The sequence below is a fragment of the Massilia sp. LXY-5 genome, from assembly GCF_059801075.1.
The window spans coordinates 734,464-752,373 of record NZ_JBNNEH010000001.1 but is presented as its reverse complement, the minus strand read 5'-3'; the positions used below and the strand labels follow the sequence as shown (position 1 = coordinate 752,373).

15 protein-coding genes and 2 tRNA genes are annotated in these 17,910 nt (G+C 60.9%); 9 read left to right on the top strand and 8 right to left on the bottom strand.

Annotated elements, in window-relative coordinates:
• The first annotated feature begins 7 nt into the window (after positions 1-7).
• Together rpmG and ACI48I_RS03270 are read left to right on the top strand one after the other, a co-directional pair.
• Positions 8-178 carry a 50S ribosomal protein L33 gene (gene rpmG, locus ACI48I_RS03275; protein ID WP_182991897.1) on the top strand — a complete coding sequence of 57 codons (171 nt, stop codon included), beginning with the start codon at positions 8-10 and terminating at the stop codon, positions 176-178.
• Between the two features lie 153 nt (positions 179-331).
• Positions 332-1,372, top strand: coding sequence for a lysozyme inhibitor LprI family protein (locus ACI48I_RS03270; RefSeq protein ID WP_498573326.1), 1,041 nt, complete (start codon positions 332-334; stop codon positions 1,370-1,372).
• 67 nt (positions 1,373-1,439) lie between these two features.
• Here the strand turns inward: ACI48I_RS03270 and ACI48I_RS03265 are convergent, their stop codons facing one another.
• The 5 genes from ACI48I_RS03265 to ACI48I_RS03245 all read right to left on the bottom strand — a co-directional run bounded on the left by ACI48I_RS03265 (position 1,440) and on the right by ACI48I_RS03245 (position 6,589).
• Entirely contained in the window at positions 1,440-2,648 is a 1,209-nt protein-coding gene (locus ACI48I_RS03265) for a DesA family fatty acid desaturase (RefSeq protein ID WP_193688617.1), read from the bottom strand.
• 201 nt (positions 2,649-2,849) lie between these two features.
• Positions 2,850-4,124 (bottom strand): mechanosensitive ion channel family protein, encoded by a 1,275-nt coding sequence (locus ACI48I_RS03260; protein ID WP_498573325.1) that lies wholly within the window; start codon positions 4,122-4,124, stop codon positions 2,850-2,852.
• Positions 4,125-4,142: 18 nt separating this feature from the next.
• Positions 4,143-5,459: an RsmB/NOP family class I SAM-dependent RNA methyltransferase gene (locus ACI48I_RS03255; protein WP_498573324.1), complete on the bottom strand. Its 1,317-nt coding sequence runs from the start codon at positions 5,457-5,459 to the stop codon at positions 4,143-4,145.
• A gap of 16 nt (positions 5,460-5,475) precedes the next feature.
• The gene (purN, locus tag ACI48I_RS03250) at positions 5,476-6,111 is read right to left on the bottom strand and encodes a phosphoribosylglycinamide formyltransferase (protein WP_498573323.1); all 636 of its coding nucleotides are present in this window, start codon (positions 6,109-6,111) and stop codon (positions 5,476-5,478) included.
• Between the two features lie 58 nt (positions 6,112-6,169).
• Positions 6,170-6,589 carry a barstar family protein gene (locus tag ACI48I_RS03245; RefSeq protein ID WP_193688613.1) on the bottom strand — a complete coding sequence of 140 codons (420 nt, stop codon included), beginning with the start codon at positions 6,587-6,589 and terminating at the stop codon, positions 6,170-6,172.
• 437 nt (positions 6,590-7,026) lie between these two features.
• On the opposite strand from ACI48I_RS03245, the gene ACI48I_RS03240 reads away from it, so the two are divergent.
• The 4 genes from ACI48I_RS03240 (at position 7,027) to ACI48I_RS03225 (ending at position 10,415) form a co-directional block, all read left to right on the top strand.
• Positions 7,027-7,539 (top strand): glycine zipper 2TM domain-containing protein, encoded by a 513-nt coding sequence (locus tag ACI48I_RS03240; protein WP_193688612.1) that lies wholly within the window; start codon positions 7,027-7,029, stop codon positions 7,537-7,539.
• Positions 7,540-7,656: 117 nt separating this feature from the next.
• Complete coding sequence (locus ACI48I_RS03235; protein ID WP_498573322.1) at positions 7,657-8,439, top strand: spermine/spermidine synthase domain-containing protein; 783 nt, start codon at positions 7,657-7,659, stop codon at positions 8,437-8,439.
• A 17-nt stretch (positions 8,440-8,456) separates the two neighbouring features.
• Positions 8,457-10,280, top strand: coding sequence for a type IV pilus assembly ATPase TfpB (gene tfpB / locus ACI48I_RS03230; RefSeq protein WP_498573321.1), 1,824 nt, complete (start codon positions 8,457-8,459; stop codon positions 10,278-10,280).
• A 59-nt stretch (positions 10,281-10,339) separates the two neighbouring features.
• Positions 10,340-10,415: transfer RNA gene (locus ACI48I_RS03225), tRNA-Lys, on the top strand.
• Between the two features lie 190 nt (positions 10,416-10,605).
• On the opposite strand, the gene ACI48I_RS03220 is transcribed toward ACI48I_RS03225, so the two are convergent.
• Genes ACI48I_RS03220 through ACI48I_RS03210 form a run of 3 tightly spaced genes read right to left on the bottom strand, consistent with a single transcriptional unit; the run spans position 10,606 to position 16,292 of the window.
• Positions 10,606-11,604 carry a T6SS immunity protein Tli4 family protein gene (locus ACI48I_RS03220; RefSeq protein ID WP_498573320.1) on the bottom strand — a complete coding sequence of 333 codons (999 nt, stop codon included), beginning with the start codon at positions 11,602-11,604 and terminating at the stop codon, positions 10,606-10,608.
• A complete protein-coding gene (locus ACI48I_RS03215; RefSeq protein ID WP_498573319.1) occupies positions 11,601-13,319 on the bottom strand; it encodes an esterase/lipase family protein in 1,719 nt (572 codons plus the stop codon). The genes ACI48I_RS03220 and ACI48I_RS03215 overlap by 4 nt, the downstream gene beginning before the upstream one ends.
• Positions 13,320-13,331: 12 nt before the next feature.
• Positions 13,332-16,292, bottom strand: coding sequence for a type VI secretion system Vgr family protein (locus ACI48I_RS03210; protein WP_498573318.1), 2,961 nt, complete (start codon positions 16,290-16,292; stop codon positions 13,332-13,334).
• Between the two features lie 216 nt (positions 16,293-16,508).
• On the opposite strand from ACI48I_RS03210, the gene ACI48I_RS03205 reads away from it, so the two are divergent.
• From ACI48I_RS03205 to ACI48I_RS03195, 3 genes are all read left to right on the top strand, one after another.
• Positions 16,509-17,024 (top strand): hypothetical protein, encoded by a 516-nt coding sequence (locus tag ACI48I_RS03205; RefSeq protein WP_227496698.1) that lies wholly within the window; start codon positions 16,509-16,511, stop codon positions 17,022-17,024.
• An 87-nt stretch (positions 17,025-17,111) separates the two neighbouring features.
• Positions 17,112-17,187 (top strand) — tRNA-Lys (locus ACI48I_RS03200).
• A gap of 65 nt (positions 17,188-17,252) precedes the next feature.
• A complete protein-coding gene (locus ACI48I_RS03195; RefSeq protein ID WP_193688605.1) occupies positions 17,253-17,849 on the top strand; it encodes an IMPACT family protein in 597 nt (198 codons plus the stop codon).
• The last annotated feature ends 61 nt before the right edge of the window (positions 17,850-17,910 follow it).

The following is a 17,910-nucleotide window of genomic DNA, read 5'->3' as shown; positions in this document are numbered from 1 at the left end:
GGGAGCTATCATGGCAAAAACTGGCCGCGACAAAATCAAGCTGGAATCGACCGCAGGTACCGGTCACTTCTACACCACCACCAAGAACAAGCGCACGATGCCGGCGAAGATGGAAATCATCAAGTTCGACCCGAAAGCACGCAAGCACGTTCCGTACAAGGAAACCAAGATCAAGTAATTGGTCCTGGAGCTGTACAAGAAAAGCCGCCCACGCAAGTGTGCGGCTTTTTTGCTTATGTGCCCGTTTATGCACCACGCGTGACAATTGGTGCATTTTTAGCAAATAGCAAAGCATATACTGATCGGGTCCAAACCCGACAATACCTTTGCCATGCGTTGCCTCCACGCTCTCCGCCCCCTTGCCCTGGCCGCCCTGCTGCTACCGGCCTGCGGCGTGAACGCGGTGGAACCGGTTGTCGCGCCCTACCCGAATACCGAGGGCTTCGGGGTGGAATTCTCGAAGAGCGAAGACTGGTACCAGCAATGCATGCGCGTCGCTCGGCTGGCCCTGCCCCCGGCGCCGCTTGCCGGCAACCAGCGCTGCAAGGCCACCGACCTGTACTACCTGAAACGCGACCAGGCAAGCACCTCGAACGGCGAATGGCAGCAGGTCCGCGCATGTGCCGAAGCCAGCGGCGACGACGCCGTATTGATGATGCTGTACGCGAACGGCTACGGCGTGGCACGCGACGCCGGCCGCGCCATCCACCACGCCTGCCGGCTCGACGCGGCGAAAGCGGAAATGGAAGCACGCATCTCCTACCTGGCGTCCGGAGCGGCAGCAGACGACAGCCACCCCTTCGACCTGTGCGACCACATTACGAGCGGGCGTATGGGAGCGGTGTGCGCCGGCATCGGCGCAGGGCGCGCCGACCGGATCCGTCACGCACGGCTCGAGCGTTTCGCCACCGGCTTGCCGGCGCAGGCACGCGCGCCGTTCGCGCGCCTGCGCGCAGCGGCCAAGGCTTTTACGCGCAAGACGGCCGACGAAGCAGACATGAACGGCACAGGCGCCGCGGGATTCGCGCTGCAGGACATGGGGCGCCGCGATGAGGAATTCATGGAGACGCTGCTGAAAGCAGCCAGCGGCGCGCTCCCGCGCGCAAGCGCGGCCCAACTCGCGCAACTCGACCTCCAGCTGAATGCCATCTACCGGGAGCTGCTGGGCAAACCTTCCGAAGACAAGGGTCATCCGGAGCGTCTCGGCGACTCCACGGTGGCGCGCGAGGATGTCCGCAGCACCGAACGCGTCTGGCTGGCCTACCGCGATGCCTGGAAGCCCTTTCTTGCCGCCGCGCGCCTGCCGGTCGACCTGATCTCGGTCCAGGCCGCGCTGACGCGCCAGCGCATCGCGCAATTGAAGAGAATCTAGCGTACAAAGAGAATTGAAAACAAAAAAAGGCTCCCGAGGGAGCCTTTTCTACTTGGAATTTCGACGCTTATGCGTAGCTGCGCAGGCGCAGCGAGAATTCCTGCAGCGACTTGATGCCCGAGGCCTCGGCGCGTGCGCACCAGTCCTGCAGCTGGTGCAGCAGCTGGTCGCGGGTCGAGTGCGAACGTTCCCAGATCGCGCCCAGTTCCACGCGCATCTGGTGCATCGTCTCCAGCGCCTTGCTGTGCTTGAAGAGCTCGATCAGCTGTTCTTTTTGCGACAGTTCCAGCTTGGCCGGCTCGCGCTGCAGCAGTTTGCGAGAAGACTTCAGGAAACGCTTTTCCAGCTCGGCCTTGTCCTTCAGGTGTGCCAGCTCTTCGTGGAAAGCGTGCTTCACGGACTTGGCATACTTCGCCATCACGTCGTAACGGTTGGTGATCACCGACTGCAGCGTGTCGAGGTCGGCCACCGTTTTGCTCTTCGTGAACTTCGGCTCGGGAGCGACTTTCTTCACTTTGGCCAGGCCCAGCATTTCCAGGGCACGGATATAGCCCCAGCCGAGGTCGATTTCATACCATTTGCTCGACAGCTTGGCCGAGGTGGCATGGGTGTGGTGGTTGTTGTGCAGTTCTTCGCCGCCGATCAGGATGCCCCATGGGAAAACGTTGGTGGCCGCATCGCTGCAATCGTAGTTGCGGTAACCCCACCAGTGACCCAGGCCATTGATGATGCCGGCTGCCGTGATTGGAATCCACAGCATCTGGATGGCCCAGATGGTGATGCCGATGACGCCGAACAGGACAAAGTTAATCACCAGCAGCGCGGCGACACCGAACCAGCTGTACTTGGTGTACAAGTTGCGCTCGATCCAGTCGTCCGGGGTGCCGTGGCCATATTTCGCCATCGTTTCCAGGTTCTTGCTCTCGGCACGGTACAGTTCCGCGCCTTCCAGCAGCACTTTCTTGATGCCGCGGGTCACCGGGCTGTGCGGATCTTCCTCGGTATCGCATTTCGCGTGGTGCTTGCGGTGGATGGCCGCCCATTCCTTCGTCACCTGGCCCGTGGTCAGCCACAGCCAGAAGCGGAAGAAGTGGCTCGGGATCGCGTGCAGTTCCAGCGCGCGGTGTGCCTGGTGGCGGTGCAGGTAAATCGTCACGCTGGCGATCGTGATGTGCGTCACGATGAGCGTGTACAGAACGACTTCCCAGCCGCTCAGGCCGACGAGGCCGGTATTCAGGAATTCCAGAACGGAATGCAGGATGTTGCTAAAGCTCATTAAGGCTCCAAAGTGATTGCTTGTCTAAAGCACGCCGTCTTTTCTGGGAGAAGGTCGCGAAGGACTGGCCGCACGGACCGGTTCGCCGGACGCGGGCTCGTCAAGCACGCATTCTACGCACTTCCAGTGACGCACGGCACGACGAACGCATTAAAACGTGTATGAGCGCGAAATGTGCGCCACATCCTTGCCAGATGTGTATTAAAGCGAGGGGATTTGTGGCGGTAAACCCAAACGGATGGCGCCGGAATGCACCAGGGAGTAAATATTTTTGTTGACTGCAGAGATCACACTGCCGGTGCCCTTCTCCGGATCGACAATCGAAAAGCCCAGTTCCAGTTCGTAACCCGTAGGCCCGAAGGCATTCAGCTGCACCGCCGGCGCCGGGTCCTCGATCACGCGTTCGACATGGTCGGCCTGGCGCACCAGCAGGTCCATGACCTCGTTCAGGTCGCTGTCGTAGGCGACGATGACGCGGGTCGTCAGGCGCACGGCCTTGTTGGTGCCGGCCTGGTTGAGCACGACGCCGGTGATCAGCATTTCGTTCGGCAGCAGGGTTTGCGTGCCGTCGAGCGCTTGCAGGACCGTCGTGCGCGTATTGATGCGCGCCACACGGCCGGCATACTTGTCGACCGTGATCGGGTCGCCGATCGACAGGCTGCGTTCGAGCAAGATGATGAAGCCCGACACATAGTTACTGGCAATCCTCTGCATGCCGAGACCGAGACCGACGCCGAGGGCACCACCGAAGACCGACAGCACGGTCAGATCGAGGCCGACCAGGTTCAGGCTGACCAGTACCGAGACCAGGATCAGCAGCGCCCGGCCCATGCGCGCCAGCACGACGCGCGATGAGGTGTGCAAGCCTTCCAGGCCCATCAGCCGCTCTTCGAGCGCGGCGCCGGCCCACAGGGCCAGCATCATCAGCACGACGATCGAGACGAGGCCCTGCAGGATATCGAGCAGGGTAGCCCTGTGTTTGCCGACACCGATCGGCAGGACTTTGCTGTCAAGGAATTGGATGATGTCCGGCCACATGCCGGTCAGGTAGAGCGCAACGCCCACCCACACCAGCAGCGCCAGGATTTTTTCAAAGGTCTTGAGTGCATTGCCTAGGGGACCATGCCGCGCAAACACCCGGCGCAGCAGGTAAAACACGATGCGGATCAGCGCCATCGAGGTAAACAGCGGCAGCGCCACGCGCAGCAGGTGCACGCTTTGATGCCGCTGCAGGGCGATTTTCGCGCCCCAGATCAGGGCCGCGATCAGGAGCGGCGCCACCACCCGGCCGAAGCCTTCGACGCCGAGGCGGCGGAAGGCGTTCTGCGTATCGTATTCATGCAGCCAGCTGCGCCGGATGAAGTGGGCGAGCAGCAGGCCGAGCAGGATTGCGCCCACGAGGGCCAGCGCCTGCCACAGGATGCGCGGGTTGCTGATGTCTTCCAGCAGGTCCTGTAGCAGGTCGGTTAACGGCATCTGGGCGCGGCTCCTTGTTTACTCTTCAGCGGCCGCATCTTCGGCAACGGCGGTCTCGGCTTTCGGCTTTTTCGGCGCCATCGGCTTACGCTCCAGCACGGCGGCAAAGAAGCCGTCGGTGCCATGCTTGTGCGGCAGGAGTTTCAGGTACTGGTCCATCTCGAGATCGATCTTCTGCTCGGCCAGCACCTTGCTCATCGGCACCAATTCGAAGTCCGGATGCGAGGCAAGGAATTGCTCAACGATAAAATCGTTCTCTTCGTTCAGCAGCGAGCAGGTGGCGTACACCAGGCGGCCGCCGCCCTTGAGCAGGCGCGCGGCGCCGTCCAGGATCGAGGCCTGCTTTTCCTGCATTTCCGCCACGGCGCTTTGCGGCTGGCGCCACTTGACGTCCGGGTTGCGGCGCAGGGTGCCGAGGCCCGAGCATGGGGCGTCCACCAGCACGCGGTCGATCTTGCCGGCCAGGCGCTTGATCTTGGCATCGCGCTCGTGCGCGATCAGGACCGGGTGCACGTTCGACAGGCCGCTGCGCGCCAGGCGTGGCTTCAGCTTCGACAGACGCTTTTCCGAGACATCGAAGGCATACAGGCGGCCGGTGTTGCGCATCGTCGCGCCCAGGGCCAGCGTCTTGCCGCCGGCGCCGGCGCAAAAGTCGACCACCATCTCGCCACGGCGCGCGGCCAGGATCTGGGCCAGCACCTGGCTGCCCTCGTCCTGCACCTCGATCGCGCCTTCCTTGAACAGCGGCAGGTTCTGCAGCGTCGGCTTTTTCTTGATGCGCAGGCCGAGCGGCGAGTACGGCGTCGGCTCGGCAACGATCGGCGCTTCGGCCAATTTCGCGATGACCTCGTCCCGATTGGCCTTGATCGAATTGACGCGCAGGTCCAGCGGCGCCGGCGTGTTCAGCACGGCCGCCAGTTCCTTCGCCTCGGACTCGCCATACTGGGCGACGAGCTTGTCGTACAGCCACTGCGGCATGTTGGCCTGGGCCAGCGGCGGCAACAGGGAGCGGTCGATTTCCTTGATGCGGGTGAGGAACTCGGTCTCATCCTCGTGCAGGCCGCTGAGCGACTCGATCCCGGCCGTTTCCGCCAGGCCCATCAAGGCCAGGCGGCGCATCGAGGGCGTGCCGCCGGTGCCGCCGAAATCGGTGAAGAAGGTTTTGTTGCGCAGGACGGCATACACCGCTTCGGCGACGACGCCGCGCTCGCGCGAACCGAGACGCTGGTGGTCCTTGAAATAACGCGACAGGGTGACGTCGGCCGGGGCCGTAAAACGCAAGATCTCGCGCAATACCTCTTCGGTACTGCCGAGAATTGCTGGTGGCAATCTCATGAAAATCCTTGATTAACTACTGAATGACTGATGGGTCGGCGAGACGCGCGTCCAGGACGCGCACTTCGCCATGTTCGATACGCAGCCTGTCCTCGACGAACAGGCGCACGGCATACGGGTAGAGCTTGTGTTCCTCGACCAGCACGCGCGCGGCGAGCAGGTCTTCGGTATCGCCCGGCAGCACGGGAACGCGCGCCTGGGCGATGACCGGACCGTGGTCCAGCTCGGCGGTGACGAAATGCACCGTCGCGCCATGTTCCGCCACTCCGGCCTCGAGCGCCTGGCGGTGCGTCGCCAGTCCCGGGAATGCCGGCAGCAGTGACGGGTGGATGTTCAGCATGCGCCCGGCGTAATGTTCGACGAAGGGGCTGGTCAAAATCCGCATGAATCCGGCCAGCACCACGAGGTCGGGCGCAAAACGGTCGATTTCCTGCTGCAGGGCGGCGTCGAACTCGGCGCGGCTCGCAAATTCCTTGCTTGGAACCACGGCGGTCGGGATGCCCCGGGCTTGCGCAAAGCCCAGTCCCGCAGCATCGGGCCGGTTGCTGATCACTGCCGCGATCCTGGCCGGCCACCCTTCCGACTGCGCGGCGCGGACGACTGCTTCCATGTTGCTGCCGCGGCCGGAGATGAGGATGACGATGTTTTTCATAGCGCGCATTGTACCGCAAGCCCCCATGCCGACGAGAGCCTGGGCATGCCGGCAGCGACTACCGCGGCGCCGTCAGGTCGACTTCGAAGGAATAGAAAACGCGGAACGGGACTTTCTTTTCGGCCCAGAATTCGGCGGCGTCGCGGAACACGTCGAGCAGGGTCTCGCGTGCCTCCTTGTCGAATTTCTGGGTACTCGGCAATTGCTCGAGTACGACCAGGAAGCCCGGCTGGGGACCGGCCTCGGCTACCGTATTCGTCAGGCAGTTGCGCAGGGCATCGAAGTTCTTGCTGCAGGGCTTGGGGAAATAGAAGTTCTCGCCGATGCGGGCGCACACCTGTTGCTTGGTCAGCGTGTTCGCGCAATGCGCGTACAAGAAATGGTGGCCCAGTCGCGCCGCTTCCTCCTGCAGTTCCGGCACACGGTAGGCGCGAATGGACTGCACAAGATTGGACGGCACTCTCATCAACATACTCATTTTTCCCTCAAGTCGACCTTGGTGTGTGGTTCGAATCGCCGGGCCATTCACCAATGCGCGCCCGGTTGGTAACGCCGCTCTCCTAAATCGTTTCCACGCGCCAATAACCCTGAGTGTGTAAGGGTAACGTTTTGTAGTACCCGAAGCAACCCGAATGTGCTCAAGCGGCGCAAATTCGAAAGAAACTGCCGCTTTTCGGGCCGAATCAGGGCTCTTTTACGTGTTTTGCCATTCTGTCGCCCTTGGGCTGGTAGATGCATCCCTGTTACATTTTGTTGCCACACAGATCGTTTAGATGGACCTGGCGCGTTTAACATACATGGGTGGAAGTGATTTAGAGCGCCTGACAAAACCTTCAGGGCAAGACGCTGCAACGCAGACATGGAGGTTTTGTTAGGTGCTCGACTCTAATTGAAGCACCTACGACGAGGTTCTATATGAATATGCAAACCAAACTGATGATTTCCGCCCTGGGACTGTGCGCGCTACCGCTCGCCCAGGCTGCGCAATTCGAAGACTTCGGCCGCGTGGTGCGCGTACAGCCGCGCGTCGAACAGATCCGCCAGCCACGCCAGGAATGCCGTACCGAGTACCAGCAGGTGCCGGTCCAGCAGCAGCGCGGCAGCGGCGGCTCGGTGGTCGGCGGCATCGCCGGCGCCCTGCTCGGCAGCCAGGTCGGCGGCGGCAACGGTAAGGTCGCGGCGGCAGCCGCCGGTGCGATCGCCGGCGCCATGGTGGGCGACCGCGTCGAAAACAACGGCCGCCAGGATTACAACGGCGTCCAGGAACAGGCCGTGCGCCAGTGCCGTACCGTCGACGCCTTCGAACAGCGCACCACCGGCTACGACGTGACCTACGAATACCGTGGCCAGAACTACACCAGCTTCATGCAGCGCGATCCGGGCAACCGTATCCGCCTGAATGTGTCGGTCGAGCCGGCCCAGTACTGATCTGTTTGTTATCGGAACGGAGGACGCCCCCTCCTTCTCCGTTTCGCCCTCTTCCCGTTGCGCTTGCGCAGCGGGAACCCCTCCCCCGATAATAGGACGATTCAACCAGGTCGCCCTATGCTCATCAAACGCAAGTCCATCGAACAAGCCGAATCCTCGCGCCGCCCCGCGCGCAAACCCAAATTCGCACCCGTGACGCTGTCCGAACAGGACGGCGTTCGCTATCTCCACTTCGGCACCGAATGGGTGCAAGGCGCCATGCGCATCCGCAAGCCCGACTGGCCGGAACTCGAGTACGCCCAGCAGATGATGGCCTGGATGCTGTTCCTCGATTCTCCCCGTCACATCGTCCAGCTCGGCCTGGGCTCGGCCACGCTCACCAAATACTGCTACCGCCAGTTCCCTGAAGCGCAGGTCACGGCCGTCGAACTCAATCCGTCGGTCATCGCGATCTGCAACACGATGTTCAAGCTGCCGCCGCAGGACGAGCGCCTGCAGATCCTGGAAATGGACGCGCTCGATTTCGTCGAGGATCCGGAGCATCACGGCCGTTTCGACGTGCTGCAGTGCGACTTGTACGACGCCACCGCGCGCGGCCCCGTGCTCGACACGCCCGAGTTCTACGCCGCCTGCAACGACTGCCTGACGGACCGGGGCATCATGACGGTCAACCTGTTCGGCGACCACCCGAGCTACAACAAGAACATCAAGGCGATGAAGTTCGCGTTCGACCACGTGATCTGCCTGCCGGAAGTGCATGACGGGAACGTCGTCGCACTGTGCTTCAAGACCCGGCCGGCACTCGACAACGCGGCGCTGGCTGCACGCGCGGCGCAGATTGTCGCCGCCACCAAGTTGCCGGCCAAGTCGTGGGTCAAGGGTATCGAGGCATCCCGGTAACAGCGAAACGAGGGAACATGAACGCCAACGCACCGCAATCCGCTTCCCTCCCCCGCAGTCCCGCACGGCCACGCCGGCTCGACCTGCAAGCCATTTTCTCGTGGCTGCTGGCTGATGGCATTGTCGAGAAAGACAAGGTGAAGGCGCAGTTCGCCCAGGCCCAGGCCATCCTGAAGAACGCGGTCGGTTCGATGCACCCGCTGACCGCCGTGGCCCAGTGCAAGCTGCTCTCGCACCAGCCGCCGCACCGCCTGCTGACGCTCGACGTCTTGAGCGAATGGTGCGCGGCGAAGGTCGGCCTGCCCTTCATCCGCATCGATCCATTAAAAATCGATTTCACCAAGGTGGCCGACGTAATGTCGGCCAGCTATGCGGCACGCTTTAACATCCTGCCGCTCGACATCAGCGCGACGACGCTGACGGTGGCCACCGCCGACCCGTTCGCCACCGAATGGGAAGCCGAGATCGCCAAGGTGGCGCGCCGCCGCATCGAACTGGTGCTGGCGAACCCACTCGATATCGCGCAATACATTTCCCAGTTCTTCAGCCTGGCGAAATCCATCCGCGACGCCAGCAAGACCAGCGCCCAGGATCTCGCACTGCGCAGCAACTTCGAGCAACTGGTCGAACTGGGCAAGGCGAACAAACAGTTCGACGCGAACGACCAGCACATCGTCAACATCGTCGACTGGCTATGGAGCTACGCCTTCGAGCAACGCGCGTCGGACATCCACCTCGAGCCGAAGCGCGACATCGCAGTCATCCGTTTCCGCATCGACGGTGTGCTGCACCAGGTCTACCAGGTACCCGCCGCCGTGATGCTGGCGATGACGGCGCGCATCAAGCTGCTGGGCCGGATGGACGTCATCGAAAAGCGCCGCCCCCAGGACGGCCGCATCAAGACCCGTACCGCCGCCGGCCAGGAAGTCGAGCTGCGCCTGTCGACCATGCCGACCGCTTTCGGCGAAAAACTGGTGATGCGTGTTTTCGATCCGGAAGTGGTCGTCAAGACCCTGCCCGAACTCGGCTTTCCGCCGGACGACGCCGCACGCTGGGATGCGCTGACGAACCGTCCGCACGGCATCATCCTCGTCACCGGACCGACGGGTTCCGGCAAGACGACGACGCTGTACACGACCCTGAAAGCGCTGGCGACGAACGAGGTGAATGTCTGCACAGTGGAAGATCCGATCGAGATGGTCGAGGCCTCGTTCAACCAGATGCAGGTGCAACCCGGCATCGACCTCTCCTTCGCGGACGGGGTGCGCGCCCTGATGCGCCAGGACCCGGACATCATCATGGTCGGCGAGATCCGGGACCTGGCCACCGCCGAGATGGCGATCCAGGCGGCGCTGACCGGCCACCTCGTGCTCTCGACGCTGCACACCAACGACGCCCCATCGGCCGTGATGCGCCTGCTGGAACTGGGCGTGCCCGATTACCTGCTGGAAGCAACGCTGATCGGCGTCATGGCCCAGCGCCTGGTGCGCACCCTGTGCCCGGACTGCAAGGCCCCGAATGGCGAGCTGAGCGACGACGTCTGGCAAAGCCTGGGCGGTGCGTGGAACTTGCCGAAGCCGGCGACGGTCTATCGTCCCATCGGCTGTCCCGAATGCCGCCAGACGGGCTATCGCGGCAGGACCGGGCTGTATGAATTGCTGACGGTCTCCGATGAATTCACGCGCCGCATCGGGGACGCGGCCGACCTGGCTGGGTTGCGCCAGCAGAGCATCCTTGACGGCATGAAGCCGCTGCGCATCGCCGGCGCGATGAAGATCATCGAGGGCGCGACGACGGCCGAGGAAGTGCTGAAGGTGACGGCGGCGTTGTCGGTTTCCTAGGGCTTCGCCAGTTGGCACTAGCGCAAACACAAATCGCCGGCTATAATGCTGCCTCTTTCGGGTCGTTAGCTCAGCTGGTAGAGCAGCGGACTTTTAATCCGTTGGTCGCAGGTTCGAATCCCGCACGGCCTACCACGAATTTGCTGTAACAATGAAGGCGTCATGAGTGATCATGGCGCCTTTTTTGTTTTGCGCCGCGTCTTTTCAAAAACCTCCCAGGCCCCTGTAGCTCTATCAGAGTGATCTTACAGAGCCTATTCCCAATCGAACTTCTCGATATAAAGATTTAATCCACATCGAGTCATGCAGTCGCAACTATTTGGGCCTACGTTCCTGTTTGACGAATTGAGTCAACGACAGAATCCCATAGCAGAATAGCCTGTTTTTCTGAAATCTCGGTCTTTGTTGGACGTCCGTCTTCAAGGGGCTGCGCAGTTTCGAACGCAACCGTCAGGCTCGGGGTTGTTTTCCCTGGTGTATTGCGCATCGTCTCCAAGCTAAACTGAATTTTTTTTCCGTCGGGTTCGTCACTGACCTTAGCCCAACCCAACCACTCTTGTGTACGCATACCTGCTACAGATCTTTCTCTTGCACGCAATACCGTGTGATCAACATCGAAAATTGTTAACAAGGAGTTGGGTCCAGACATTCTAGCAAGAAGTGGTACATGTTCATCTGGACTATAAGTATCTACATCAAATTCGAAGTCAGCTCCCTTACCGTTTCGAAAAAGGTAGTTCCCCTTTTCCACCTTGAAATCGCCCCTGATTCCGATCCGCCCCAAACAAAAACCTGCCGAACCTTCCATCTTGTTATTGCTGATTCTCTCCAGAAATTTCGAGAGACGATCTTCCGCCTCCAAATATTGCCCATGAAAGGAATCGTAACGCACGGTCACCATAACTGTCCCCGCCAAGAGAATAACTTCGCTCACGTAAGCATCTTCAATCTCCTGTACGCGAAATAACGTGGCGTTTTCGTTTAATTTCCTTTCCAGCTTAAAGATGTTTACTGTCTGGTCAGCTTTGCCCTTAAGTTCAGCACGGCGCTTGGCAATTTCCATCTCAAATATTGAGCGATTCATTTCTTTAGTGTACACAGTGACCTCAAACGCTGGGTCTTGCGGATCCGCCCCTACAGGTTTAAAGGTTCCAGTAGTTAAGGAAGACGATACAAATGACTCGGGCAATTCAATAATGTTTCGCCCGACACAATGGGAAATCATCGGATCGTTTAGAAGATACATGTTCGACTTTCCTTCTTTCTCGGCTGTACATGAAGAGACCGACATCGCAAATATAATGCAAAGAGAGATTTTTCTCATGACAAGTTCGCAATGGCTGCTAGTTTAGTAATTGCGTAATATGTAACTATCTGCGCGATAGGAGAATCCCTATACGCTGGCTCGTGTTCGATACCAGACAATTCAAACTGTTCCTTTATGGACATCCCGCCGCTACCAAGCGGAAAATTTCCCGATATTTTCGGTACGGTCCCATCTCCAGCACTGTCATAACCGGCGCATTGGATAATCCAGCCGTTTTTATCATCGGCGCCCGATTCCATGTCAGTGTGTTTTTTGCCAGAACGTTGCCTAGGCGACTGGTTCACGTATAAACTGTTCGACCCATCTGTCGAAATCTCTTCGTGACGCAACTTCACGACCCCACTCAAATTCGTAACACCGGACTGATATCCGTCACGAACTTCTTTCTTTATATTCCAACAAATTTTTTCGAAACTCTTTTTCTCTATTCCACCGCCGTAAAAAACATAAGTATTACGATGATACTTTTTCGCAATGGAACGATGGAAGGCCCTCGCTATCAGGATATTTTTCGAAAATATGTTCCAATCGATGGGCTCGCCGTCCTCAGGACTTAACCACTCTTCGCGAACAAGCCCCCACCAACTTTCCCGCTCGAGATAGATCTCTTTGTATGGATCGGATACCGGCAGGGCCGCAAGTGGTGTCCTCGAAGAATCAGCTACCTTCAGCCATCCGGCTCCATAGTCTTCTGAAGGGAGAAGCTGCAGAGCACCAGGGGCCTGTGCGAACACAGCAGTAACTTCTTTTCCGTTTGACCCGATAACCAATCCAGCCCCAAAGTTTTCGTCTCGCATTCCTACCTTACAACGGCGGTATGCTACCGCAGCACCCGTGGCGGGCATTACTCCGTGAACGATTCCAAGAATTTTTTCAGACATACTGGGCAATTGACTGCATGCTCGAGCCACTAGCCCGCCCATTGAATGCGTCACCAAGATCACCTGCTTGCACGTCATCGGTCCAGAATTGTTTTCCTTAATGATAATTTCGATTCGCTCCATTAAAGATGACGCTGCGTCTGAATTTGACCCCAGCCAGTTATAACCAAATGCGTAAACGGGGAAGAGAGCCTTGGAACGCTTAATAAGTTCGTCCGAGGATATTTTGGGAACCATGCCTCCACCATCTGCGGTTTTCGGCAAGCCCGGCATTTCCATTTCCAACCCTGCAGGCAATCGAGCACTCAGTTTCTCTCCTGCGGATGACAACGAAGGAAGAGAAGAATGCGTAAAATCTGTCCAATTAGCAGGATTGCCATCGCTATTCAATTTTCCGTCAAGCCAAAGTAAAAATTTATGATAGCTAGCCTCCGAAATCTCGCCCCAACCCCGCCGGATAAAATCGTCAAGAGTCCGCATTGATGGAGATTTTTCCTTTGGGACGGCCCCATCCTTAAAAACCTTGGTTTTCCGTGGATGCAGTATGCGCTGCCGCTGGCCGGCAGCCTTGGCGGCCCATTTCAAAGCAAGGCCCACTGGTGTGTTACCGACGCTATTCAACAGCCAAACGGGTTTATTTTGCAAGGTGCACAAATTGGATCCCATGATCCCAGGAACGAAAACAATTGGTATGGCATGGGAAGGGGGAACCGTGAGTCGTACAGCATCTGTTAATTTTGTATCAGTTAGCGTCCAAGCAGCTTCCAATCTGCCGCTCTCGCTTGGATATAGAATAGCAGAGCGTTGTTTCGTTCCAGACTGATGATCCATGCGCTACCTCTCTTATTTGTCTGTTCGTCCGAGTATCGCTATCGTTATCCGTTCAGCTGAAAAACCTTGCTGCAACGAGATCATTCCATTCTGATCCGTTACGCCTTCGACTCTTCCACCATTTTGTTTGGTAACTCTGTACCGCATGTTTCTCAATGGCTCCCCCGTCGGATCCGAAACTTGAAATTTTTCGTCGAATTTCATCGCCCCACGTGGCAACGTAGGTAATTCATAATTCGCATTAGCCGGGCCGACAAAACTCTTCTTCCCCGCATGCACCTTGATCTTCCCCGGACACTGCACCGTAATATTCCCGCCCTCGATCGTGATATTTGCTCCGCCCGCCGTCGATAAACTGATCCGCTTCGCCGCGGCCCAGTCGATATGCGCATTCGCGCTGATCACGTTGATCTCGTCGCGTGCCTGCACTTTCAGGTCATCGGCCTGCGCCTGGATGTCGATAGCGTCCTTCGCCGTGATCAGCTGCAGCCCGACGCCGCCCTCGCCCGCTTTCACCGCCCCGCCAAGTACGCCGATTGCCTGTCCTGAGTGAACCCGCATCTGGCCGCCGGCGACGAATTGCGTGTCCTGGCCGCTCATGACGGTCACGGTTTCGCCGTTCGCCAGTTGCAGGCTTTGCCCGGCGCTCGCGCCTAAGCCATCCTTCGCGGCGATGGCGATCAGCGGATCGCTGAAGTGCGGGAGCCTGGCATCGCCGGCACCGAAGCTGTCCTTGCCCGACATGCCCGAAGCACTCCTCAGCATGGCCTTGAGCGGGGCGGCCTTGTCGTCGAGCACACTGGTGTTGGCTTTAGCGGCGCCGACGTGGCCGGCCAGTGCCACCGTCTGGTGCGTCTGCGCCGCCGAGCTGAAGGACTCGGCCAGTTTTGTTGCCTGGGACAACATGGCGATTGCGCCGGCAGCCTCGCCGGCCGGGTCGCGCGCGGCGGCGCTGTGCGCGATCTTGTAGCTCGTGATCAGCAGGCCCGCGCCCGCCCGTACCGCGCCGTAGGCATCGGTGCGCAGTTCGGCGCCCGTGCCGCGAAAGCTGCCGCGGTAGTTGTCGGCAGCGTGGATCAGATGGCCGAGGTTTAATTCGCTTGCAGCATGGGTGCTGCGAAGCTGGACCCGCCCCTGCCCGTCCGTATCGTCGAACAGCAGCTGGTTGTAGCCGGCGCCGCCGAATTCCTTGCTGCGGATGCCCCACTGGGCGGCGCCGTTGCGGTGGCCGCCGCTGTCGCCCGAGGCGCCGTGCCAGACCGGGCTGTTGCCGCCCGCAAGGTTGCCTTGGGCGGAAGACGCGTGGTCGTGTGCGCGATCAAAAGGCGCCTTCGGCTCAGCAACCCCGATGCCGCCCGGCGTCGGTGCGATCCCGCCTTCCCCTTGCCCGTTATAGAGGGCGCCGACGACGATCGGGCGGTCGATGTCGTTCTCGAGGAATTGCACCATCACTTCCTGCCCGATGCGCGGCAGGAACTGGCAGCCCATGCCGCCGCCGGCCGAGCGTTGCGCGACGCGCACCCAGCAGCTCGCCCGGTCACTGTCCTGCCAGTGGTAGCGGATCCGAATCCGTCCCAGGCGGTCGCAGTACAGCTCGTCGGCGCCGTTCGGCTGGTCGCTGCCGTCGGCGCCGATGACAATGGCGCTTTGTGCGCCGTGTGCGGTCGGACGGGCACGCTGGCGGCCGTCGCTGTTTTCCTGGACCGGGCGCCAGGGCACATCGGCAGGAATGGCCTCGAAGCAGTTGGCGTAGCCGGTGGCGCGTGCCTGGGCGAGGGCGAGCGCGAAGTCGGGAGGAAGGTCGCGCGCTGCCATCTCTTCCAGCAGGTCGGGAATCGGCCCGAACAGTTCGGCCAACGCGTGCTGCGCGGGCGGGGGCATATTGTTGACGCCGACGCTGGTCACCCGCAGCACCGTCAACGCGGCCGTGTCCCCGAAGCGGCCGAGCGGCATGCCGCTGATCGCCAGGCGCGTACCCGCCCGCAGGGTGCGCACCGTGGAGCGGCCCTGCCACAGGGCCGCACGCGCTTCCTGCCTCTCCATCTGCAGGTCGGCATGGCGCCGCGCCTGTTCGCGGTTGGCGTAGGCGTACTGGCCCGGCACGTCATACGATTCCAGAGCGGGGAGCTCCCTGCCCTGGCGGCTGCGCCCCGGCGAGCTGCCGGTGACGAGCTGCCTGGCCTTGTAGTCGTAGCTGAGCACGGTCGTCAGGGAAGCGTGCAGGCGGCGCTGCGCCGCCAGCGCTTGCACCGTATCGCTCGCTTCGACGGAACGCACGCCATGGAAGCGCACGGCGCCGCCGGCTTCGCTGCTGGCGTCGGGCGGCACGGCGGCCGGATCGGTGCTGTCGGCGAACAGGACGATGCCGGCACCTTGTTCACCCTGTTCGTAGCGCCAGCCCAGCCCCTCCTCCGCCAGCAGCCGCTCGACGAAGGCGAGATCGGTCTCCCGGTACTGGCAACAATAGCTGCGCGGCACGGCCTGCGCCATGTAGGGACTGGTTTCCTCGCTCCAGCGCCAGCGCGCGAGCGGCAGATAGTCTTTCAGGACCGCATCGACGATCTCGACGACGCTGCGGTCTTGCCATACCCGGCTGTTCCTCACCTGTCCCAGGCGCCAGAGCCAGGGCACAATCCGCAGCCGGTAGCGCGCCAGGCCGCCGTCGCTGCCGAGCATGACGACCTCGTTGAGCTCGCCGCCGAAACGGCTGCGGGTGCCGTCTGCCAGGCTGATGTCGAGCGCCGCCGGCTGTCCCAGCAGCGCAGCCGGGTCGAGATGGGCGCTGGTCGACAGGACGATCACGTCGCGCCAGCCGATTTCCTGCACGGCCTCGCTGGCGCAGAAGGCTTCGACCAGCAGGCTGTCCAGGCCCGATCCGGCCTCGCCGTCGCCAATCGATAAGGCGTACAAGCGGCTGCCACTTGCAAACTCCGCCAAGGCAGCGGTGACCTGTCGTACCAGCGCAGTAGTCATTGGATGTTGAACCTCCTCATGCATGAGCGATAACAAGGAAAATCGCGGTCGTTGCCACGATACAAGCGTCACTGATGAGGACGTTTGCGGCGCGTCATGGCGCTCGATGGACGCGTTGATTTGGCAACACCCGGTGCTGTCCTCCAGCTCCTGCCGAACGGAAGCGTGGCGCCGAATGATGCTAAAGTTTCCACATATTCAGACAGAAGGTTCACCGTGAAATATTTGCAAAAGATCGCCACCGGCGGATTCATATTGATCGCCCTGCTCTTCTTCGTCTGCGGCTTGTCGCTCATCGTCCTCGGCGCCATGGAGATCTGGTCGGCCCTGCGTCCGGGCGACGAGCAGTCGGTACAGGACCGCTTCCGGCTGATCCTGGAATGCATCGGCTTGCTGACGATTGCGGTGGCCGCCCTCGAACTGGGCCAGACGGTGCTGGAGGAAGAAGTACAGCGTGCGGTACACGTGAGCTCGCCGACTCGCCTGCGCCGCTTCCTGTCGCGCTTCCTGATCGTGGTGGTGGTGTCGCTCGGGGTCGAATGCCTGGTCGGCGTGTTCCAGTTCCTGCACACCAAGCCCGAGCTGCTGCCGCACGTTGCGTCGATTGGGGTTGCCGCAGCGATCCTGCTGGCGTGCTGGGGTGTGTTTGTACGGGCGAACGTCGAAGCCGAAAAGCTCGAACCGGCAGCCATGCACGAAGCGCAGAAGGAAGACGAGCACGTGGAAACCTGATTTTCAGGTCGTAACGGGTCTTTATGCACGGTGTCGCAGGAAATTCTTGGACATTCGCAAGAGTCCGGCTATAATCTTGCCTTCTTCGGGTCGTTAGCTCAGCTGGTAGAGCAGCGGACTTTTAATCCGTTGGTCGCAGGTTCGAATCCCGCACGGCCTACCAAAGATTCAGCGAAAACGCCAACCTTCACGGTTGGCGTTTTTGTTTCCGCGTTCGGAGCAGCGCCCATGCGCCAGACCCTGACCTCTCCCGTCCACCACGAACTGATCATCAAGAAGAGCCGTTTCATCGCCTGCGTGCAGCCGATGACGGACCGCGCCAGTGCCCAGGCGGTGGTGGCCGGCCTGCGCGCCCAGCATCCGCAAGCGGCGCACGTGTGCTGGGCGCTGCTGGCCGGGGGCCAGTCGGCCGCCGTCGACGATGGCGAGCCCAGCGGTACGGCCGGACGGCCGATGCTCGACGTGCTGCGCCACCAGGACCTGGAAGGGGTACTTGCCACCGTCGTGCGCTATTTCGGCGGCATCAAGCTTGGCGCCGGCGGCCTGGTGCGGGCCTACACCGACAGCGTGGCCCAGGCCCTGCTGCAGGCCGACAAGGTCGCCATCGTGCGCCACACCCAGCTGCGCTGCACGGCGCCTTACGCCTTCGAGGGCATGATCCGGCGCGAACTCGATGCCGCCAAGGCTACCCTGCTCGAGGTCAGCCATGGCGATGCCGTCGTGTTTGCCTTCAGCCTGGCCGAGGCCGATGCGCCGGCGCTGGTTGCGCGCCTGAACGAGGCGGGACACGGCCGTGTCGTCTGGCTCGGCGACGACGAGGCTTGAAAAAGGTCGTCCGGCAATACCGCGCGGCGCGTTCAACGCTACTCGGGCGCCGGCGCTTCAA